We start from the raw sequence: 20,187 nt of genomic DNA, 5'->3' as shown, positions 1-20,187 counted from the left end.
GTCAATAAAAAGGCGTTATGAAGGAATAAAGCCTCTTCATTTACGCCTTTTTATATTATTAGTATTAGTTTGTACGGCAAGGAACTTTTTCATTCATTGAACAATAAGGTTCTTGTGCCAAAATCAGCCTGCCATCAGCATCTAAAGCAATAACTTCGCCAGGCTTAAAGGTAGTGCGCACTTTACCTGGTGTTCCATCAATAGTGTAAAGCACATCATAGCCCACAATTCTGCGCTCTTGTCGATAAATCGGAATACATTCTTTGAATTGAGGATAAGGAAAATTTGCAATATTACTGTTATTAAGTGCTTCAATCATATAAAACACGCGACATTCTTGCTCTGCCGGATGAAATCGTGACAATTTTTCTGGAGTAAAAGGCGTTGGTAAACCGATTCGATGACAATACTCTTCTGTCACAAAAACCGTTGATTTAATCGGTGTAGCGGAAACGACATGAGCGAATTGAGGCTGGGGAAATACCCACCTCCATACAATAAATGAAAGAATAGCTAATACAACGACTAGTCCTATCAGTGTGTACTTTCTGACATCAACACTCACTTTTACCCCTTTTTATTTGTTTTGTCCTTAATTGCTACAGATGCTCAATAAAAAGCCACTATTTTACGATAACTGGCTAATTTATTTATTATTCAATAAATGAATTCTCTATCTGACAGCTTAATTCAACATCCATGCTGATTAACATAATAAGTAAACTACGTATTTATGACATGTTAAATACACCACTTATTTCTGTTTTAATTACTTAATTAAATAAATCCTCATCATATTTTTAAGCATTATCTATTATATTAAGAGAGTTCTTAATTTATTTTCGTGAAAAAATTTAAACCGTTATACTATTTATAATACATCATTATGATAACACGAGGTTAACAATTGTTGCTTAAAAATAAGTGATAATTCATATTTAAAAATCTATTTTTAAGATTTATGAAAATATTTCATTGAATTAAATTTTAATAAAAATAACATGTTAAGCTTATACTAATGCTTTTCACTTATTGTGTTTTAAATGCAAATCAGAGAAATACCATAACACTTTATTTGATAAATTAATGAATTAAACATCATTTTTTATTTAAGAAAAGTCTTAAATAATTTAGCATAATAATCAAAAATAGATCTTATCTTTAATATTACTCATTAACCTTAATGATAAAATTATATTTACCATTGTCTTATTGAGCTTTAGTGTTATTCGTTATTTTTGATATAAACAGATAAATCATCTAGTCATTTATGCTAAGATTATTTATCTTATTTAGATATTCTAATTTAATTATTTAATTTAAAAGAAAAAATAGATAAAAAACCCTCATATAATACGAGGGTTTAAAAAGATAACTTTTGTCTTATCAGAAAAGCAAAAGATAAATCAATGAAGTTTTAGCTTGGGTCTAATCACTCGATTGATAGAACCAACCAACATCATAAGCCCTGTTTTGATGTAACCATGTAACGCAATTTGATGCATCCGATATAAAGAGATGTAAACAATACGAGCGATCCGTCCTTCGATCATCATGTCACCTTTCATCAAATTTCCCATTAAACTCCCTACCGTACTGAATTTCGATAGAGAAACTAATGAACCGTGATCGGTAAATACATAATCTTTTAATGGTTTTTCTTTTAACATTGCTAAAATATTGCTGTAACAACGGCTTGCCATTTGATGTGCTGATTGTGCCCTTGGTGGAACAAAACCACCTTCTTTTCTAGGGCAAGATGCGCAATCACCGATAGCAAAAATAGACTCATCGACGGTCGTTTGTAAGGTTGGTTTTACAACTAATTGATTAATGCGATTAGTTTCTAGGCCTGCAATATCTTTCATAAAATCAGGTGCTTTAATACCAGCCGCCCACACCATTAAGTCAGCATCAATATGCTCACCTTCTTTTGTGTTTAATCCGCCTTCATCTGCACTTGTGACCATTGTTTTGGTCATAACTCGTACACCTAATTTTGTTAACTCATGATGTGCTGCGCTCGAAATACGCACAGGTAATGCAGGAAGAATACGCTCTCCCGCTTCAACTAAAGTAATATTTAACGCTGATGGCGCTAATTTTTTTAATCCATAACTATTTAGCTGGCGTACTGCATTATGTAATTCAGCAGAAAGTTCAACCCCTGTAGCTCCCCCACCAACAATAGCGATATTCACTTTACGATCTTCGGCTTGTGCATTGGCGTCAGCTGAATATTTTAAGAATAAATTCAGCATTTCATTATGAAAACGATGTGCTTGTTGTGGGCTATCTAAGAAAATACAGTTTTCTTTAATGCCTGGTGTACCAAAATCATTCGATTTACTGCCTAATGCCATAACTAAAATATCATAATCAAGCGTACGTTCGGGGACGAGTAATTCTTGGTCTTCATCATAGATAGCCGCTAATGTAATATTTTTTTGTTCGCGATCAAGTCCGGTGAGTGAACCTAATTGAAAATTGAAATGATGGTTATAGCCGTGTGCTAAATAACTTAACGCATCAACGCCATCATCTAAAGAGCCTGTAGCCACTTCATGTAATAATGGTTTCCATAGATGGCTATTATTACGATCAACTAAGGTGATTTCGGCTTTTTTGCTGCGACCTAATTTATTGCCTAATTTAGTCGCAAGTTCTAAGCCACCCGCGCCACCACCGACAATAATAATTTTTGTTAATGACATTTAACGTCACTCCATAAAGATATTTACTGTTGTTATTTAAATAGCCTTAGTGAAATCTACTTATATAACGACAGTTAAATCGTTTCGGCTGCTATTTTTGTTTTCAAACAAGTTAATTGGAAAGATGGTCATACCGAAGTTGATTTATATCAAAAATAGTTGAATATTCATATCTCTTTTTTGAAAAAATCGAGAGCAATGCGCCTTTTTCTGATTAATAAACAACTAAAAAAAACATTAAGACTAAATTTTTTAAATAAATACAAACTATTAAGGATAAAAAGTGAAGTTAAAGCGATGAAAACAGAATGTGATGAGCAGATAATGAACAGGTCATCTTAAACCAATTGCACTAAAGCCAAAAGGGACAAGAAGAGATAAAAATATTATGCGGGAGACAATAAAAATGGATGGAAAACCCACCCATTTTTGGAAACAATTTTAGTCTTAAATTTTGCTATTAAACGCTTTAATTTTAAACAGATGCTCAGAAAGACTTTTAAATTTATGCGTCTGGACTTCATCCCAAATCACAGTGTAATAAGGTGATAATTCATCAGCAGAGCGCTGGTTATCTAAAATCTCATCATTGCGGGATAATATCACTAATGCATTGTCTTTGTTCTTAGAACGAAAATCTTTAATACATTTCGTTGCGATATCTAAATATTCTTCAGGTCTATCGATTTTATCTGTCATGTTTTCGTAAGGAAAAAGATTAGGGTTAATCATTACCTGACGAATATTACATAAGAAACCAATACGTTCTGCCCAATATCCCCCTAATCCAACACCGCAAATTAATACGGGCTCTTTAGTGGATTTAATCACTTTATCCGTTTCTTTCAGCAAATGTTGCATATCATGACGAGGATGCAAGGTGCTGTAACTGAGAAAACGAACATCAGGATCAATAAACTGTAGCTGTAAAACCTTCTCATGATTTCCAGGACTTGTGGAATCAAAACCATGTAAATATATAATCATGCGCGCTCCTGCCATTGCTCCTGTAATTGGGTCAGCAACTGATTCGCTTTTTTCCAACGATCAGAGGTTTGTAGCTCACTCAATGTGTAACGACCTCGGTGATGGTACAATGTGGAAATGCGTTCTGCTTTGACTGAGGACAGGTTATCTAACACACTCACTGCCCCTTTTCTGTTATTACACACTAAAAGCATATCACAACCCGCATCAAGGGAGCGCTGTGCTCTTTCTGCGTAACTTCCCATTATAGCAGCACCTTCCATAGATAAATCATCAGAGAAAATAACACCTTGGAAGCCGAGTTGTTCACGTAAAATTGATTTCAACCAGTAGGATGAGCCACTCGCTGGACGTTCATCAACTTGAGAATAGATAACATGAGCTGGCATAATTGCATCTAACAATTGACGCTGAATAAAATCTTTAAAAATTGACATATCACGTTGGCGAATATCATTTAAAGAGCGATCGTCACGCGGAGTTTCTTTGTGAGAGTCAGCTCTTACAGCACCATGCCCCGGGAAATGTTTACCTGTTGATTTCATGCCTGCAGAACGCATGCCTTTAATGAAACTTTCTGCCATTGTCATGGCAATTTCAGGAGAATCATGGAAAGAGCGCTCCCCTATCGCAATGCAGTTATGGCCTAAATCGAGGACAGGCGCAAAACTAATATCAATATCCATAGCAATCATTTCGGATGCCATTAACCATCCCGCTTCTTGTGCTAAATGACTCGCTTGATAGCTTTCATTTAATGCTGCATAGGATTGTGCTGCAGGTATCCGTGTAAAACCATCTCGGAAACGTTGTACTCGCCCACCTTCTTGGTCAACGGCAATCACCAGACGTTCATGAGATGCATCACGAATTTGGCGAACTAATTCATTTAATTGTTCTGCATCGTGGAAGTTGCGGGTAAAAAGGATTAATCCACCGACAAGAGGATGCTTTAAAATTTCACGCTCTTCACTATCGAGTTCATATCCTTCAACATCAAGCATTACTGGACCCATAACATTCCTCTCTTTGTAATTGTGACAAGATAATGTCTTTAATTCGTCAGACTAAAATAGCGACGTAAAGGTTCAGACATCATTAAAAATGATCCATCTTTTGTTTGTTGCCAACGGACTTCATACCACATTAGCATCATATAAAAAATGAATGATTCCCTTGAAAGAATACGTGCTCTTAATTCTCTGACAGAATAAGAGTCAGCCTCTTTCTGCTCTGTATAATGACAATGATACGAACAATAATAATCCAAAAATGCCATTTGTTGCGTTTCATTCAGTTGATTTGTGGCAAAGAACGTCATTAATGAATCAGCTGTATCAATATCTGCAGCATATTCCCAATCAATAAATTTTATACCTGAATCACTAAGAAGAATATTCTCAACATGCAAATCCATGTGAGCTGGCGCGTATTTTATGAGATTACATCGAGGTTGGCGTAAAAAATATTGTTGTAAACGTAGCCATTTAGCAGATAACCGTTTTCTATCGACTCTTTGCCAATAAAGGAATAACTCATGATTTAAGTCAAGAGGAAAGCCTAACGGAGTTTGTTGATGTAACGTTGCTACTTTTTCCGCTAATGGCTTCAAATAAGTACTAAAAAGAGATTGATGAGAAAGGTGTTCGCCGGGTAACCAATGAAGAAAAAACCATTCTCCATAGCATGTTGCAACTTTAGGTGATAAATCAGAGTCTGAAAGCTGTTTTAGAATGGCATACTCTTTTTTTCCGTGTACATAAAGTCCTTTTCTTTCATCCCCATAGTAGCGAGCAATCAAATCAATATCAGCATATTGAACACGAAAAGAGCCACCTCCCAACCCCGTTAATGCTGTTATTCTCCATTGACTTAATGCCGTTGCAGGAAAAAGCCTTTGCAAGGCATTAAGCAAACTTAAGTCATACCGATCACTCAATCTTATTGCGTCCATTCCAAAGAATTTCGCCAGAAGAAACCGACATTAACTGCATGCTAATAACGCGGTTATCTTTTTTGCCATCAACTGTTGAGAATAAAATATAATCTGCTTTTAAATGACGAGCTAATCCAATTGCGGCACTACGAAGACCTAAACGGTCTTCTCCTGATAAACCAAGCGCTTTTCGAGCTGACATCATTTGCGTATAAGGCACAGTTTGTAACGCACTAATACTATTAACAGATTCTATAATTGTATTGGTTGCATTTACCGCTTGGATGTTTCCGCCAGAGTTATTTTTGACATTATCAATAACGATTAACTTACCCGCTTCTAAGTCATCAGTGACTGCCATTTCTCTAATTAAAGGTGTTACCACCGCGCTCCAATTAATACGGGTGATCTTTGGTGGTGTCGGCACCACTTCAATCGGTGGTTCTATTGGTTTAGGTGGCTCAACAGGCTCAGTCGGTGTAACCGGCTCTACTGGTACAGGCGGTTGTTGTGGCAACATAGACGGACAACCTGCTAATAAAAACACAGAGATCGCCACAAATAAAAGTCTTTTCATACTCGCGTTACCTTATCCTAAGTAAAGAGATAAACTCTGACATAACTAATGGTTTTATCTGGAACATCGGCGCTAATTTCAGTATCTCCATCACCAAGAATAGTCACATCATTTACATGTCCAGCAGGAGATACTTCAAGTCCTTGTTCGTTATACCAGTAAAAGCGATAGCGAATTGAAACAGGATACGATTGTGTATTCGACAGCATAACAGTCGCTCTTGTACCGTTAGCATGGTGTTCAAGGGTTGGTTGTCCCGCAACAATCCCCACAACTAAGACAGAAGGTTCCATAATAATGGCCTGTTGACGATTAAAATAGAGTTTATTATCTGAATGAGATGATAAACACCCAGAGAGCAATGTCGTCATACACATAACGATAAGTAACGAGTAAATAGCCTTACCTTGTCTTATCATGTATTACTTCCTGTTATTTCGCTTTTAGTATCATGTCGATTATTGGCTTAATAATGGCCCTAATGGTCTGCCACCCAATAAATGCATGTGAATATGGAAAACTTCTTGCCCACCATGTTTATTACAATTCATCACTAGGCGATAACCATCTTCTGCAATACCTTCTTGTTGAGCAATTTTAGCGGCAACAACAAATAGGTGTCCTAACACTTGTTCATCTTCAACTGTAACATCATTTACTGTAGGAATAAGTTTATTAGGAATAATCAAAATATGTGTGGGTGCTTGAGGCGAAATATCACGAAATGCAGTGACAGTCTCATCTTGAAAAACGATGTTAGCGGGAATTTCACCACGAATAATTTTACTGAAAATTGTTTCTTCTGCCATTTCCATCACCTTAATTATTTGTTTTAATCCCTGATTAATCAATTAAGCAGGTAAGTTTTGAATATGAAAGAGCTTAGCAAAATTGCGCGTTGTTTGTAGCGCTAACTCTTCAACACTCACCCCTTTTAATACAGCCATATATTCTGCAACATCACGGACATAAGCAGGTTGATTTTCTTTTCCGCGATGAGGAACTGGTGCTAAATAAGGGGAATCTGTTTCAACTAAAATTCTATCAAGAGGGACAATACGTGCAGCCTCCCTAATTTGTTCCGCATTCCTAAATGTCACAATGCCTGAAAAAGAGATGTACATTCCAAGATCAAGTAATGCAGTTGCGGTTTCTTTATCTTCAGTAAAACAATGCAACACACCGCCACACTCTTGCACTTTTTCTTCTTTTAAAATCGATAACGTATCTTCACGAGCACTGCGTGTATGCACGATTACAGGTTTGTTGACTTGTCGGCCAATGCGAATATGTTCACGAAAAATATCACGTTGCAATGCTGCATTTTCTTGTTGGTAATAGTAATCTAACCCCGTTTCGCCTAAAGCAACTACATCAGGCGCAACCGCTAAGCGCGCGAGCTCTTCAACATCATGACCTTCATCTAAATTCAAGGGATGAATACCACAAGAGAATGCAATATTGTCACGTTTGCCAATAAGTTCACGCATCTTTTTGAACCCCGGTAACGTTGTTGCTACAGCTAACATATATTGAACATCACGCTGCTGTGCTTTTTCGACAACATCATCAATATTTTTGTGTAGTTTTTCATAATCTAAGCTGTCGAGATGGCAGTGTGAATCAACTAAAAACATAACTTACTCTCATTTATCTGATATAACTTATAGGTGTTTCTATTACAGCTAAATCACAATTAATTTTATGTAGCTATTAATGTTGTGTGACTAACTGATTTTCCCAATCTAGCAGTTGTTCTGCCAATAATAATTCTTTATTTAAGGCTGGAATGGTCATTAACTGATAACGACATTGTTTCCATCCATCAATAATGGTTAACAAGATATTTGAAGACCATTGTGATAACGCCATAATTAAAGGTTGTTGATCTTGGTTAATACAATAGCCTTGTGCATTCGTTTGATACTTTAAAGCATCAAGTAAAAGCGATAACAACCAATACAAGCGACGCTCTGCATTATCTTGATTTAGTTGTGGAAGAAATCCAAATAAATCACGTTGTTGCAAACTCGAATATAACACTTGGCAAAAAGTCTCTCTTTCTTGCCATTCTTCTTTCAGTAATGAGAGTGCTGCTATTGGTGCATTCTGCGATAAATTTAACGCAGTTACACTATTAGCATAAGGTACATTCGGCAGCTGTTGTTGTATCCAATATGATGCATGTTGATGATCAGGAGCCACTAAATGGTAATAAAAACAGCGGCTACGCAATGTGGCTAATAAAACTTCAGGTTGCTGACAATTAAGTAAAAAATACGTATTTTTAGGCGGTTCTTCCAACGTTTTTAATAATGCATTTGCAGCCGCTTCAGTTAACGCTTCAACCTCTTTGATCCACACAACTCTTGCACCACTTTGTTGAGCATGCTGCTCTAGTTTTTCTGTCACTTTTCTAACGGCTTCCACACCAATAGATGTCTTACCCTTTTCACTTTGTAAAAGGTGCCAATCCGGGTGTGTTTCGGCAAGCATCAAGCGACAACTGTGGCACTCATTACAGCTTTTTAATCCCTGTTTATTCTGACACATTAACCAACGACTTAATCCATAAGAAAGCGCGTCTGCTCCCATGCCTTCGATCGCATGTAAAAGCAGAGCATGATGGCCACGCTCTTCTTGATACATGCTAATAAGTTGCCGATATGCCTGATTTAGCCAAGGATACCAATTCATAATGCTTTATTTTCCTGCTGAGCTAGCCATGTAGTCAGTGTTTGGCGGATATCGGCTTGAACTTTCTCGATAGTTTGAGATGCATCTATTGTAATAATAGAATCGTCACCTTGAGCCAATGCTTGATACCGTTCACGAGTGCGATAAAAGAAGTCCATTGACTCTTTTTCAATCCGATCTAACTCCCCCCTAGCTCGCGCCCTTGCAAGTCCAATGGCGGGATCTAAATCAAGATATAACGTTAAATCAGGACGAAAGTCGGCAAGAACCGTATTGCGAAGTGATAGCATGAGATCTTTATCTAAACCACGTCCACCACCTTGATAGGCTTGGGAAGAGAGATCATGTCGATCGCCAATCACCCATTTACCTTCTGCTAATGCTGGTTTTATCACATTTTCAACAAGCTGAACACGCGCTGCGTATAGCATTAACAGTTCTGCTTTATCTGTCACTTTTTCGCCTTCGATTCCTTGCTTAATAAGTTCACGTAGTTTTTCAGCAAGAGGCGTGCCTCCTGGTTCACGGGTAAAGACTAAGTTGGTGATATTTTTTTCTTTTAATGTATTAACAACGGTTTGAATTGCACTGGTTTTTCCCGCGCCTTCTAATCCTTCAATTACAATAAATTTACTGTTGTTCATAATTATCTTTGTTGTAAGCGTCGATATTGTGCGACGGCTTTATTATGTTCATTGAGTGTGGTTGAAAATTTATGACCACCCGTTCCATCTGCAACAAAATAGAGATAACGCGTATCCGCTGGATGTGCAGCGGCTCTGATTGAGGCGACCCCTGGCATCGCAATTGGTGTTGGTGGCAATCCATCAATTTGATACGTGTTATAAGGGGTATAACCATTTAAATCACTACGATAAATCGTACCTCGATATTTATCACCTAAACCATAAATTACAGTAGGATCGGTCTGTAATCGCATATTGGCTTTTAATCGATTAATAAATACAGACGCGACCTTTGTTCTTTCAGCCTCAATCCCCGTCTCTTTTTCAATAATTGATGCCATGATAAGCATTTCATAAGCTGATTTATACGGTAGACCTCTATCTCGTTTAATCCACTCTTCTTCTAATGTTTTTTCCATTTGTTGATAGGCGCGTTTTAAAATTGCGACATCTGTCGTACCCGCTGTGTAATGGTATGTATCTGGTGCAAACCAACCTTCTAGGTTAGCCATCTCGGGTTTTATCCCTATCTCTTCACGTAATTTATCGCTATCCATTGTATGTGCAATAGTCGTAAGTTGGGGGGCTTGCTCAAAAATAGACTGCCAATCTTTTAAACGACTCCCTTCAATAAAACGGATGGTAAATTGGGCTTCTTTACCACTGTTGATCAGCAACAAAACATCACGCAAAGACATACCTTTTGTTAAACGATATGTACCTGCTTTAAATTGACTAAGCTCTGGTTTTATTTTTAGTAAAACTTGAAAATAATCGCCTTTGTTGAGTAGATTATTTTTTATAAGCAGTTGTTCCATGGCAACGCGCCCTGTTCCTGCTGGCACTGTGAGTAGCATTTCATCTTGCTTTACAACAACATTTTCTTCTAAAGCACGAAGATGTTGCATCATATACAACGCAATTGCACCGATACTAATTAGTAAGGCAAAAAAAACTATCCATACTATTTTTTTTATCTTCATTTATAACTCATCAAGTTCTATTTAAGTGACAAACAGTGTTGTAAAACAACATGATAATACTCTCTAGTTGAATACTGATAGCACTTATCATCCGAAAAAGTGATACGTGAAACAGGAAGTATCGGCATTAAGCTATTTGTTAACCAAACTTCATCTGCTTGATAAAGGGTTTCCGGTTTCTCTTTTACGATATCAATTTTCCAATTCAGTTTTTTAGCTAATTGAATAATTGATTGACGCATTATGCCCTTTACGCCGGAATCCCTCAGATCCGGTGTGAAAAGTGTATTTCCTTTGCGCCAAAAAAGATTTGCTGCATTTGCTTCAACTAAATATCCCTCATTATCACACACCAAAACATCATCAAATTCTGTTTTTTCTAAATGATGCTTAATAAGAACCTGCTCTAAACGATTTAAGTGTTTAATTCCCGCCAATAGAGGATTTTTTCCTAAAGTAACAGGACTGATGCTAAGTGATATACCTTCACTTTGCTGATGAGAATAATGTGAGGGATAGGATGACAGTGATGTTATAACCGTCGGTGTCATAAATCCATTTGAAGAATAACCACGCCCCCCATAACCGCGACTGATGATAATTTTAATAACACCTTTCGCCTGGGTATCTGAGGCAATATTTATTATGTGATTTTCTAAATCGGGCCAATTGGGATGAGGAAGAAAAAGAGCCTCACAGCCTTCTTTTAAACGGTTAAGGTGTTCGGGTAATAAAAAAGGTTTACCCTGTTCAATCGCAAGAGTAGTAAAGCAACCATCCCCAAACTGTATCGCTCGGTCACTGGCATCTACATTTTGTTGCTGTTGTCCATTTACCCAATGCATCTAACACACCCTACATCTATGTTATTGATATCAACCTGCACATGATAAAGCAACTGGCAGTAAAAGGACAAAATAAAAGACCCAGAATAATCCTGGGCCTTTAAGTATTTTTCAACTTTCTGCAAAAAACGGTTTAAACGCGCTTAAAGAGAATTGAACCATTAGTACCACCAAAGCCGAATGAGTTACACAGAGCATATTCCATGTTCTCAACTTTACGTGCTTTATGTGGAACAAAATCAAGATGACAATTTTCGTCTTGATTATCGAGGTTAATAGTTGGAGGTACGATTTGGTCACGTAGAGAAAGAATAGTAAAGATAGACTCAATAGCTCCAGCAGCGCCTAATAAATGACCTGTCATAGATTTTGTTGAGCTAACTAATACATCTGTGCCTTTACCAAATACGTTTTCTACCGCTTGTGCTTCAGCAACATCGCCTGCATTCGTTGATGTACCATGTGCGTTGATATAACCCACTTCTGATGAGGCAATACCCGCATCTTTCAGTGCATTTGTCATCGCCAGCGCACCGCCTTCGCCATTTTCTGCTGGTGAAGTCATGTGATAAGCATCGCTACTCATCCCAAAACCAACCACTTCAGCATAAATTTTAGCGCCACGGTTTTTAGCATGTTCATATTCTTCAAGAACCAGAACACCAGCACCATCACCTAATACAAAACCATCACGATCTTTATCCCATGGACGACTAGCCGCTTGAGGATTATCATTACGTGTTGATAATGCACGAACAGCACCAAAGCCACCTAACCCTAATGGTGTGGTTGCTTTTTCGGCACCGCCCGCCAGCATTGCATCAGCATCACCATAAGCGATAATACGTGCAGCATGTCCTATATTATGAACACCTGAAGTACACGCTGTGGCGATAGAGATTGTAGGGCCACGAAGGCCATACATAATGCTTAAATGTCCTGCAACCATGTTAATGATGGTTGAAGGTACAAAAAATGGGCTAATTTTACGAGGACCACCATTCATCATGGATGTATGATTTTCTTCGATAAGGCCTAAGCCACCAATACCAGAACCAATAGCAGCTCCGATACGACTTGCATTGGCTTCTGTTACTTCAAGACCTGAATCCGCAATGGCTTGCACACCGGCTGCAATACCATATTGAATGAAAAGATCCATCTTACGCGCCTCTTTACGCGAAAGATTATAATCTTCATGATTGAAATCTTTTACCAATCCTGCGAATTTAGTCGCATGATGACTGGTGTCAAAATCTTTGATAAGGCCGATACCACTCTGTCCGGCACACACTGCTTCCCAAGAAGCTTCTGCGTTATTACCGACAGGAGATAACATGCCTAGTCCGGTCACAACTACACGACGCTTAGACACGCTTATCCTCCAAGGAGGGAAAAAGTTTAGGATTAAAAATATAGGCGGTCGAGTGACCGCCTAGATTAGCAAGCTTATTTACCTGCGTTTTCAACGTAATCAATAGCAGCTTGAACTGTAGTAATTTTTTCTGCTTCTTCGTCTGGGATTTCGATATCGAATTCTTCTTCCAGAGCCATTACCAGCTCAACTGTGTCAAGAGAATCAGCGCCTAAGTCATCAACAAATGAAGCTGAATTTACAACTTCTTCCTCTTTAACACCCAGTTGTTCAACAATGATTTTCTTAACGCGTTCGTCGATAGTGCTCATACTATTAAATTTCCTATCAAAACTCGCTTGCGCGATGATTTTCTTAGTTTATAAATACAGGAAAAGATCTAACCAATCCCGACTGTGTGGACTACTTTATTCGCTATATTTTGCATTATATTGTACGCAAAAAGCAAATATAAAGACGTCCCCATAATTAGATCATGTACATGCCACCATTGACATGCAATGTTTCACCCGTGATATAGCTTGCTTCATCAGAAGCTAAGAAGGCTACAGCACTGGCAATCTCTTTGGCATCACCTAAACGGTTAGCAGGAACTTGAGATAAAATACCTGCTCTTTGGTCATCTGTTAATGCTCTTGTCATATCAGTTTCGATAAAACCAGGTGCAACAACATTTACCGTAATGCCCCGGGAAGCAACTTCGCGTGCTAATGATTTACTAAAACCAATCACACCCGCTTTTGCCGCCGCGTAGTTTGCCTGTCCTGCATTACCCATAGTTCCAACAACAGAACCAATGGTAATTATACGGCCATAACGTTTTTTCATCATAGCACGCATAACTGCTTTAGACAGACGGAAGACTGATGAAAGATTTGTGTTGATGATATCTTGCCACTCATCATCTTTCATGCGCATCAACAGGTTATCACGAGTAATACCTGCATTATTGACCAAAATATCAATTTCGCCAAATTCAGCACGCACTTCAGCTAAAAATTTTTCGATAGAGTCGTTTTCTGTGACATTTAACACAAAACCCTTACCTTTACCGCTTAAATATTCGCTGATAGCTTGCGCACCGTTTTCACTCGTTGCTGTACCAATTACGGTCGCACCGCGCGCAACTAAATCTTCTGCAATCGCACGGCCAATGCCACGGCTTGCACCAGTAACTAGCGCTATTTTTCCGTCAAATCCCATGAGATCCCTCAGTCATTTCCTAATGCAGCATTTAATGACGCAATATCATTAACTGCTGCAGCGTTCATTTCTTTAGAAATACGTTTTGTTAAACCAGTTAATACTTTTCCTGGGCCGATTTCTAATAGCTGTGTGATACCTTTTTCAGCAATAAGTTCAACCGTTTCAGTCCAGCGAACTGGATTATAAAGCTGGCGAACTAACGCATCACGGATAGCATTAACATCAGTTTGTGCTTTCACATCAACATTATTAACGACCTGTATTTCAGGTTGTTTAAATTCAATTTCTTGTAATGCAATCGCTAGCTTATCAGCTGCTGGTTTCATTAAAGCACAATGTGAAGGCACGCTTACCGCTAATGGCAACGCGCGCTTAGCGCCAGCTTCCTTACATAAAACACCAGCACGTTCTACTGCCTCTTTATTACCAGCGATAACCACTTGACCTGGTGAATTAAAGTTTACAGGCGAAACAACTTGCCCTTGGGCTGCTTCTTCACATGCCTTTGCAATAGCGTCATTATCTAAACCGATAATCGCATACATTGCGCCTGTACCTGCTGGTACAGCTTCTTGCATCAGTTGACCGCGTAATTCTACTAGTTTAATTGCTGCGGTGAAATCAATAACACCCGCACACACTAAAGCAGAATACTCACCAAGACTGTGACCTGCCATCATTTGTGGCATTTTGCCTTGTTTTTCTTGCCATACACGCCAAACAGCAACCGAGGCGGCTAATAATGCGGGTTGTGTTTTCCATGTTTTGTTTAACTCATCTTCAGGGCCATTTTGAACTAAATCCCAAAGAGAGTAGCCCAATACATCAGATGCTTGAGCAAATGTTTCAGTCACTATTGGATATTGCTCGGCAAGTTCTGCAAGCATTCCAACAGTTTGCGATCCCTGTCCAGGGAAAACCATTGCAAAATCAGTCATGTTTATTTTCCTGATAATATTAAAAACGGATAAGTGCAGAACCCCAAGTAAAACCACCACCAAACGCTTCCAGCAAGATTAACTGACCACGTTGAATGCGATTGTCTCTTACAGCTTCATCTAATGCTGTTGGGACTGATGCTGCTGACGTATTGCCGTGGCGATCTAATGTCACCACTACTTTATCCATTGTCATATCCAGCTTTTTCGCTGTCGCTGAAATAATTCTTAAATTTGCCTGATGAGGCACAAGCCAGTCCAGTTCAGATTTATCAATATTGTTAGCTTCGAGTGTCTCATCCACAATGTGGGCAAGTTCACGAACTGCGACTTTAAATACTTCATTTCCTGCCATTGTAACGTAAGCAGGTAAATCTTCATTTTCTTTACGCTGATAAGGTAATGCTAATAAATCACCGAAACGCCCATCAGAGTGTAAATGTGTAGAAATAATACCTTCGTCTTCTGACGCACCCACAACTGCTGCACCCGCCGCATCACCAAATAAAATAATGGTGCCACGATCGTTAGGATCTAACGCATGGGATAATCTATCAGCACCGATCACAAGAGCATGCTTAACAGAACCAGCTTTAATAAACTGATCTGCAATACTTAATGCATAAACAAAGCCAGAACATGCTGCAGCAACGTCAAAAGCGATGCAATCATTGATACCTAACGCATTTTGAATCTGACATGCTGCGCTTGGGAATGCATGTGAGCCTGATGTTGTGGCAACAACAATCAACCCAATGTCTTGCTTATCAATACCAGACATTTCTAATGCTTTTTCAGCCGCACTTGCTCCCATCAACGCAACAGTTTCTTCTTCTGTTGCAATCCGACGTTCATGAATACCTGTCCGGGTAACAATCCACTCGTCAGACGTTTCAACCATTGTTTCTAAATCGGCATTAGTTCGCACTTGTACAGGCAAGTAACTACCAGTACCTAAGATTTTTGTATACATTCTATCAATCGCTCTTGGGTAATACTGTTGTCAGTCGAGAAGCGATCCGTTCTGGGATTTTTCGCTCAACGGCATGAACAGCCTGTTCTATTGCTGCTGTAAACGCGCTTTCATTTGCGCCACCATGGCTCTTAATGACGATACCGCGTAATCCTAACAGAGAAGCACCGTTATACTGGTCGGGGTTCATGTGTCCAAAACGCTTAATTAGCCGTTTTTGTAACCATTTCTTCAATATTTTTATCCACCACGACGTTTTTTTATTTTCAGTAGTAGAAGATTTAATCAATGAAAGGAAAACCCGAATAACCCCTTCCATCGTTTTAAGGGAGACATTACCTGCGAAGCCGTCACACACCAATACATCCGTTTTGCCTGTCAGTAATTCATTACCTTCAACATAACCAATATAATTGATATTAGGTGTCGACTTTAATACCGTAGCGGCTTCGCGGATATTATCTAACCCTTTACTCTCTTCTTCACCAATATTTAAAAGTGCCACTTTAGGTGAACTAATTCCTGCAATTTCTTCTGCCATAACTGCGCCCATCACCGCAAACTGTACCAACATTTGGCTATCACAGTTAACGTTCGCGCCTAAATCAAGAACGACAGTCTTACCTTTTTTCTGGTTAGGTAATACCGAAACCAGTGCAGGACGTTCAATTCCATCAATAGCATTCAGTCGCAGTTTTGCTAATCCCATTAATACGCCAGTATTACCAGCGCTTACACAGGCTTGTGCTTCACCTGTTTTCACGAGATCAAGCGCCACTCGCATTGATGTACCTTTACTTGCTCTAATAGCTTGTGAAGGTTTAGCATCATTGGCGACAATATGTTCAGCGGGTATAACGTGTAAACGGGAAATTAGCTCAGCATTTTGATCTGCAAGCAAAGGAGAGATAGCGTCTGGTTGACCTACCAGCAATATTTTTAAATGAGGATTAGATGCCAGCGCCCGCAAACAAGCAGGCACTGTGATGCGAGGACCGAAGTCCCCGCCCATCGCATCTAACGCTATGGTTAGATTTGTCAAGGTATCAACGAGCTATAAAGCTAATTACTTGTTGATAACCTTGCGACCACGGTAGTAACCGTCAGCAGTTACATGGTGACGCAGGTGAGTTTCACCAGAAGTTTTGTCAACTGAAACTTGAGTTACTGTCAGCGCGTCATGAGAACGACGCATACCGCGTTTAGAACGAGTTGGTTTGTTTTGTTGTACGGCCATTGACCTTACTCCTTAGTACTTTTCTTTAAACTGGCTAATACGGCAAATGGATTCGGCTTCTCTGATAATTCCTCAGGGAGTTCACCAAACACCATATCCGCGTCGGACACTTCACAGTGTTCAAAATCATGTACCGGAACCACCGGCAAGTTGAGGATTATTTCATCTTCAATCATTGCCAGCAAATCTATTTCACCAAATTCGTTTACATCGACTGGTTCATATTCTTCCGGTAATGCCTCGGCCCGTTCATCACTGACAACAGGGCTAAAACAATATGTTGCGTGAACATGATAAGGAAAATGGCCACCACAACGTTGACATTCTAAAGTCACATCCACATCGGAATGTCCTTTAATCACGGCAAGGCGTTGATGGTCAATATCAAATGATAAAGCCACATCAATATTACTGTCCACACTGACCACCGATTCAGCTAAGCGGCTTACTTGCTCTGGAGAATAATGACCGTCATAGTCTAAATTCTTTTGAGCTGCTCGCAACGCATCAATGGTCAGGGGTAATTTTACCTTTTGCATAAGGCGCGCATATTATCTTTGTAATGGAATATAGTCAAAGAAAAAGGCGGGTTATCTACACCTTTCCACCAAAATTCGCTTTATCAGCGGCGCATAGTTTAGAATGTCAGGCATCATTTTGCTACGGATTTTAAAAAAAATATGTTGCCACTCGTTCTTGCGTCTACTTCACCCTTTCGAGCTCAGTTGCTAAAAAAGCTTGGAATGCCCTTTATACAGGCATCTCCCGATATTGACGAAACCCCAATACCCACTGAGTGTGCTCAGGATCTTGTCACTCGCTTATCCTATGAAAAAGCCAGCGCTTTACAAGCAAAATTTCCACATCACATTATTATTGGCGCCGATCAAGTTTGTGTATTAAATAAAAAAATCACAGGTAAACCCTATAATTTTGATAATGCTTTCGCACAATTAAAACAAGCATCAGGACAATGTGTGTCGTTTTATACTGGATTAACTGTATATAATAGCCTAAATTTAGAACACCAAACGCATTGTGAATTATTTCAAGTTTACTTTCGTCATTTAACCGATGATGAAATTATCAGTTATTTAAATAAAGAAATGCCTTTCAATTGTGCTGGAAGTTTTAAATCTGAAGGGCTGGGTATTACTCTATTTGATAAACTAGCAGGCGATGATCCAAATTCTTTAATTGGTTTGCCACTTATCCGATTGAATAAAATGTTACTCTCGCAAAGAATAAACCCATTATTTTTCTCTGATGATCAAAAATAAACCCGATCATCTTATTTTTAATCTTATGTAGCGATAAAACGTATTATGAATAAACTAACATCCGTCTTGATAGCGTTAGTGATGGCAACAGCATTAGCGGGTTGTTCTGATGAAAAAGACACAGAAACCGCTCAAACAACTAATGCCAACAATATTGTCCAAGACAGTGTAATTTCGAATAAAAAAGATGACAGCACATCTTCATTCAAAAAGAACTTTGTCAGCAGTTGCATATTAGGATCCGGCATTACTGATGATGCACTTATTCCTCAAATTACAGAAGTGTGTGGATGCACCTACGACAGCATTATCAAAAATTATGGCATTACTGAATTTATTCGTGTTGATATGGAAATGCGCAAAAATGGTTCAAAATCACTGCCTAAAGAGTGGAATATTGATAACATCGTTGAGCAATGTATGACAAAAATAGAGGGTTAATTGTATTCTTATTAACCGCTCCATATGGTTTTAAGCCCCAATGCGTCCAATTAACTGGACGTATTGGGAATTCGAATTTTTTGCCGAAATAAGAATTTAAGATTTTTGACTACGCAATACCTGTAAACAATGGCGTAATGAGGTATCCATGGGTGCCTCAATCCGCATCTGTTCACCCGTTGAAGGGTGTGTGAATGTCAAAGAACTCGCGTGTAAAAATAAACGATTGAGTTTTGTTCCTACCAATTGTGCATCGAAATCACGATCACCATAACGATCATCAAAAGCAATAGGATGACCTGCATGTAATGTATGTACACGGATTTGGTGTGTTCTTCCTGTTACTGGGCTTGCTTTCACCAAAGTGGCAAATCCGAAACGCTCTTCCACTTTAAAACGCGTCTCTGAAGGTTTGCCTTCATTGCTCACTTTTACTACACGCTCACCACTTTGAAGAATATTTTTCAATAATGGCGCTTGCACCACTTTAGTATGCGATTGCCACTGACCACGAACTAAAGCTAAATAATCTTTTTGCATCTGCTTTAAACGTAACTGCTCATGTAAAGCACGCAGAGCTGATCGTTTTTTCGCAATTAACAATACGCCAGAGGTATCTCTATCAAGGCGATGCACAAGCTCTAAAAAACGGGCTTCTGGGCGTAATGCACGTAAACCTTCAATGACACCAAAACTTAAACCGCTACCACCATGCACAGCCGTACCAGATGGTTTATTAATCAGCATCAAATGATCATCTTCATATAAAATACAATTGGCTAATGCGGAAACTTTGTCTAACTTTGGCGATACGGCAATTTCTTCTTTTTCTGCTACTCTCACAGGTGGAATACGAATACTGTCACCTGCATTTAATTTGTACTCAGGTTTAATTCGCCCTTTATTAACCCGAACTTCCCCTTTACGGATAATTCGGTAAATCATACTTTTTGGTACACCTTTTAAGCGTGCCAGTAAAAAATTATCGATACGCTGGCCTGCTTCATCGCCATCAATGGTGACGAACTGAACTTGATTAAATGATTTCATAGTGGCGATTCTTTGGCTCTCTTAAAAATAAAAATAACAAACAACTTTATGGTGCACAAAATAACATCAATTCTGTCGTCTATTTTAACCTGAATAATGGGAAAAAGACGAAACATTAGCTAATCTCTCATATTTATACAGAAAAAGTCACCAAAGCAGAAAAGTCATCTTGCTATAACCCTAACACCAATGGAATAATGCAGACTCTCCTGATTATGTTTATCAGGTATATTTATGAAAATTTTGTTTGTTTGATTTTCAA

General features: G+C 38.7%; 24 protein-coding genes. 2 read left to right on the top strand and 22 right to left on the bottom strand.

Annotated elements, in window-relative coordinates; all coding sequences use genetic code 11:
* Positions 1–64: 64 nt before the first annotated feature.
* The 21 genes from umoD to yceD form a co-directional block, all read right to left on the bottom strand.
* Positions 65–565, bottom strand: a complete 501-nt coding sequence (umoD, locus tag GWI97_RS17965; RefSeq protein WP_036937713.1) for a flagellar biogenesis regulator UmoD — start codon at positions 563–565, stop codon at positions 65–67.
* An 841-nt stretch (positions 566–1,406) separates the two neighbouring features.
* Positions 1,407–2,714 (bottom strand): NAD(P)/FAD-dependent oxidoreductase, encoded by a 1,308-nt coding sequence (locus GWI97_RS17960; protein ID WP_087803562.1) that lies wholly within the window; start codon positions 2,712–2,714, stop codon positions 1,407–1,409.
* Positions 2,715–3,161: 447 nt separating this feature from the next.
* Positions 3,162–3,701: an alpha/beta hydrolase YcfP gene (gene ycfP, locus GWI97_RS17955; protein ID WP_036937716.1), complete on the bottom strand. Its 540-nt coding sequence runs from the start codon at positions 3,699–3,701 to the stop codon at positions 3,162–3,164.
* On the bottom strand, positions 3,698–4,717 hold the full coding sequence (gene nagZ / locus GWI97_RS17950; RefSeq protein ID WP_036937719.1) for a beta-N-acetylhexosaminidase: 1,020 nt from the start codon (positions 4,715–4,717) through the stop codon (positions 3,698–3,700). Before nagZ ends, ycfP begins: the two co-directional genes overlap by 4 nt.
* Positions 4,718–4,755: 38 nt before the next feature.
* The gene (locus GWI97_RS17945) at positions 4,756–5,655 is read right to left on the bottom strand and encodes a phosphotransferase (RefSeq protein ID WP_052038521.1); all 900 of its coding nucleotides are present in this window, start codon (positions 5,653–5,655) and stop codon (positions 4,756–4,758) included.
* Positions 5,633–6,214, bottom strand: a complete 582-nt coding sequence (locus GWI97_RS17940; protein WP_036937721.1) for a penicillin-binding protein activator LpoB — start codon at positions 6,212–6,214, stop codon at positions 5,633–5,635. Before GWI97_RS17940 ends, GWI97_RS17945 begins: the two co-directional genes overlap by 23 nt.
* Positions 6,215–6,231: 17 nt before the next feature.
* Positions 6,232–6,633 (bottom strand): YcfL family protein, encoded by a 402-nt coding sequence (locus GWI97_RS17935; protein WP_036937724.1) that lies wholly within the window; start codon positions 6,631–6,633, stop codon positions 6,232–6,234.
* Between the two features lie 39 nt (positions 6,634–6,672).
* Positions 6,673–7,023, bottom strand: a complete 351-nt coding sequence (gene hinT, locus GWI97_RS17930; protein ID WP_036937727.1) for a purine nucleoside phosphoramidase — start codon at positions 7,021–7,023, stop codon at positions 6,673–6,675.
* 42 nt (positions 7,024–7,065) lie between these two features.
* On the bottom strand, positions 7,066–7,851 hold the full coding sequence (locus GWI97_RS17925) for a metal-dependent hydrolase (RefSeq protein WP_036937729.1): 786 nt from the start codon (positions 7,849–7,851) through the stop codon (positions 7,066–7,068).
* A 76-nt stretch (positions 7,852–7,927) separates the two neighbouring features.
* Complete coding sequence (holB, locus tag GWI97_RS17920; RefSeq protein WP_036937733.1) at positions 7,928–8,911, bottom strand: DNA polymerase III subunit delta'; 984 nt, start codon at positions 8,909–8,911, stop codon at positions 7,928–7,930.
* A complete protein-coding gene (tmk, locus tag GWI97_RS17915; protein WP_036937735.1) occupies positions 8,908–9,555 on the bottom strand; it encodes a dTMP kinase in 648 nt (215 codons plus the stop codon). The genes holB and tmk overlap by 4 nt, the downstream gene beginning before the upstream one ends.
* A gap of 2 nt (positions 9,556–9,557) precedes the next feature.
* A complete protein-coding gene (mltG, locus tag GWI97_RS17910; protein ID WP_036937738.1) occupies positions 9,558–10,580 on the bottom strand; it encodes an endolytic transglycosylase MltG in 1,023 nt (340 codons plus the stop codon).
* Between the two features lie 17 nt (positions 10,581–10,597).
* Positions 10,598–11,425: an aminodeoxychorismate lyase gene (gene pabC / locus GWI97_RS17905; RefSeq protein ID WP_036937740.1), complete on the bottom strand. Its 828-nt coding sequence runs from the start codon at positions 11,423–11,425 to the stop codon at positions 10,598–10,600.
* A 133-nt stretch (positions 11,426–11,558) separates the two neighbouring features.
* The gene (fabF, locus tag GWI97_RS17900; protein ID WP_036937743.1) at positions 11,559–12,800 is read right to left on the bottom strand and encodes a beta-ketoacyl-ACP synthase II; all 1,242 of its coding nucleotides are present in this window, start codon (positions 12,798–12,800) and stop codon (positions 11,559–11,561) included.
* Between the two features lie 74 nt (positions 12,801–12,874).
* Complete coding sequence (gene acpP / locus GWI97_RS17895) at positions 12,875–13,111, bottom strand: acyl carrier protein (protein ID WP_004247087.1); 237 nt, start codon at positions 13,109–13,111, stop codon at positions 12,875–12,877.
* Positions 13,112–13,268: 157 nt separating this feature from the next.
* Positions 13,269–14,003 carry a 3-oxoacyl-ACP reductase FabG gene (gene fabG / locus GWI97_RS17890; protein WP_036937746.1) on the bottom strand — a complete coding sequence of 245 codons (735 nt, stop codon included), beginning with the start codon at positions 14,001–14,003 and terminating at the stop codon, positions 13,269–13,271.
* An 8-nt stretch (positions 14,004–14,011) separates the two neighbouring features.
* The gene (fabD, locus tag GWI97_RS17885; protein ID WP_036937749.1) at positions 14,012–14,944 is read right to left on the bottom strand and encodes an ACP S-malonyltransferase; all 933 of its coding nucleotides are present in this window, start codon (positions 14,942–14,944) and stop codon (positions 14,012–14,014) included.
* 19 nt (positions 14,945–14,963) lie between these two features.
* Complete coding sequence (locus GWI97_RS17880) at positions 14,964–15,917, bottom strand: beta-ketoacyl-ACP synthase III (RefSeq protein WP_036937752.1); 954 nt, start codon at positions 15,915–15,917, stop codon at positions 14,964–14,966.
* 4 nt (positions 15,918–15,921) lie between these two features.
* Complete coding sequence (gene plsX / locus GWI97_RS17875; RefSeq protein WP_072024209.1) at positions 15,922–16,959, bottom strand: phosphate acyltransferase PlsX; 1,038 nt, start codon at positions 16,957–16,959, stop codon at positions 15,922–15,924.
* Positions 16,960–16,983: 24 nt separating this feature from the next.
* Entirely contained in the window at positions 16,984–17,154 is a 171-nt protein-coding gene (rpmF, locus tag GWI97_RS17870) for a 50S ribosomal protein L32 (RefSeq protein ID WP_006537252.1), read from the bottom strand.
* A gap of 5 nt (positions 17,155–17,159) precedes the next feature.
* The gene (gene yceD / locus GWI97_RS17865) at positions 17,160–17,693 is read right to left on the bottom strand and encodes a 23S rRNA accumulation protein YceD (protein WP_036937758.1); all 534 of its coding nucleotides are present in this window, start codon (positions 17,691–17,693) and stop codon (positions 17,160–17,162) included.
* Between the two features lie 141 nt (positions 17,694–17,834).
* On the opposite strand from yceD, the gene GWI97_RS17860 reads away from it, so the two are divergent.
* Both GWI97_RS17860 and GWI97_RS17855 read left to right on the top strand, forming a co-directional pair.
* Positions 17,835–18,434, top strand: coding sequence for a Maf family protein (locus GWI97_RS17860; protein ID WP_036937761.1), 600 nt, complete (start codon positions 17,835–17,837; stop codon positions 18,432–18,434).
* 45 nt (positions 18,435–18,479) lie between these two features.
* Positions 18,480–18,875 (top strand): hypothetical protein, encoded by a 396-nt coding sequence (locus GWI97_RS17855; RefSeq protein ID WP_087803566.1) that lies wholly within the window; start codon positions 18,480–18,482, stop codon positions 18,873–18,875.
* Positions 18,876–18,971: 96 nt separating this feature from the next.
* Here GWI97_RS17855 and rluC read toward each other — a convergent pair whose 3' ends face one another.
* Entirely contained in the window at positions 18,972–19,925 is a 954-nt protein-coding gene (gene rluC, locus GWI97_RS17850; RefSeq protein WP_036937767.1) for a 23S rRNA pseudouridine(955/2504/2580) synthase RluC, read from the bottom strand.
* Positions 19,926–20,187: the final 262 nt, after the last annotated feature.

It is taken from the genome of Proteus sp. G2300, from assembly GCF_009915965.1.
Taxonomy (GTDB): Bacteria; Pseudomonadota; Gammaproteobacteria; order Enterobacterales; family Enterobacteriaceae; genus Proteus; species Proteus vulgaris.
This window is presented reverse-complemented; position numbering and strand designations above follow the sequence as displayed.

Coding starts and splice junctions, on each gene's coding strand:
- GWI97_RS17960 (WP_087803562.1), bottom strand. CDS start 2,714: ATGTCATTAACAAAAATTATTATTGTCGGTGGTGGCGCGGGTGGCTTA.
- ycfP (WP_036937716.1), bottom strand. CDS start 3,701: ATGATTATATATTTACATGGTTTTGATTCCACAAGTCCTGGAAATCAT.
- nagZ (WP_036937719.1), bottom strand. CDS start 4,717: ATGGGTCCAGTAATGCTTGATGTTGAAGGATATGAACTCGATAGTGAA.
- GWI97_RS17945 (WP_052038521.1), bottom strand. CDS start 5,655: ATGGACGCAATAAGATTGAGTGATCGGTATGACTTAAGTTTGCTTAAT.
- GWI97_RS17940 (WP_036937721.1), bottom strand. CDS start 6,214: ATGAAAAGACTTTTATTTGTGGCGATCTCTGTGTTTTTATTAGCAGGT.
- GWI97_RS17935 (WP_036937724.1), bottom strand. CDS start 6,633: ATGATAAGACAAGGTAAGGCTATTTACTCGTTACTTATCGTTATGTGT.
- hinT (WP_036937727.1), bottom strand. CDS start 7,023: ATGGCAGAAGAAACAATTTTCAGTAAAATTATTCGTGGTGAAATTCCC.
- GWI97_RS17925 (WP_036937729.1), bottom strand. CDS start 7,851: ATGTTTTTAGTTGATTCACACTGCCATCTCGACAGCTTAGATTATGAA.
- holB (WP_036937733.1), bottom strand. CDS start 8,911: ATGAATTGGTATCCTTGGCTAAATCAGGCATATCGGCAACTTATTAGC.
- tmk (WP_036937735.1), bottom strand. CDS start 9,555: ATGAACAACAGTAAATTTATTGTAATTGAAGGATTAGAAGGCGCGGGA.
- mltG (WP_036937738.1), bottom strand. CDS start 10,580: ATGAAGATAAAAAAAATAGTATGGATAGTTTTTTTTGCCTTACTAATT.
- pabC (WP_036937740.1), bottom strand. CDS start 11,425: ATGCATTGGGTAAATGGACAACAGCAACAAAATGTAGATGCCAGTGAC.
- acpP (WP_004247087.1), bottom strand. CDS start 13,111: ATGAGCACTATCGACGAACGCGTTAAGAAAATCATTGTTGAACAACTG.
- fabG (WP_036937746.1), bottom strand. CDS start 14,003: ATGGGATTTGACGGAAAAATAGCGCTAGTTACTGGTGCAAGCCGTGGC.
- fabD (WP_036937749.1), bottom strand. CDS start 14,944: ATGACTGATTTTGCAATGGTTTTCCCTGGACAGGGATCGCAAACTGTT.
- GWI97_RS17880 (WP_036937752.1), bottom strand. CDS start 15,917: ATGTATACAAAAATCTTAGGTACTGGTAGTTACTTGCCTGTACAAGTG.
- rpmF (WP_006537252.1), bottom strand. CDS start 17,154: ATGGCCGTACAACAAAACAAACCAACTCGTTCTAAACGCGGTATGCGT.
- yceD (WP_036937758.1), bottom strand. CDS start 17,693: ATGCAAAAGGTAAAATTACCCCTGACCATTGATGCGTTGCGAGCAGCT.
- GWI97_RS17860 (WP_036937761.1), top strand. CDS start 17,835: ATGTTGCCACTCGTTCTTGCGTCTACTTCACCCTTTCGAGCTCAGTTG.
- GWI97_RS17855 (WP_087803566.1), top strand. CDS start 18,480: ATGAATAAACTAACATCCGTCTTGATAGCGTTAGTGATGGCAACAGCA.
- rluC (WP_036937767.1), bottom strand. CDS start 19,925: ATGAAATCATTTAATCAAGTTCAGTTCGTCACCATTGATGGCGATGAA.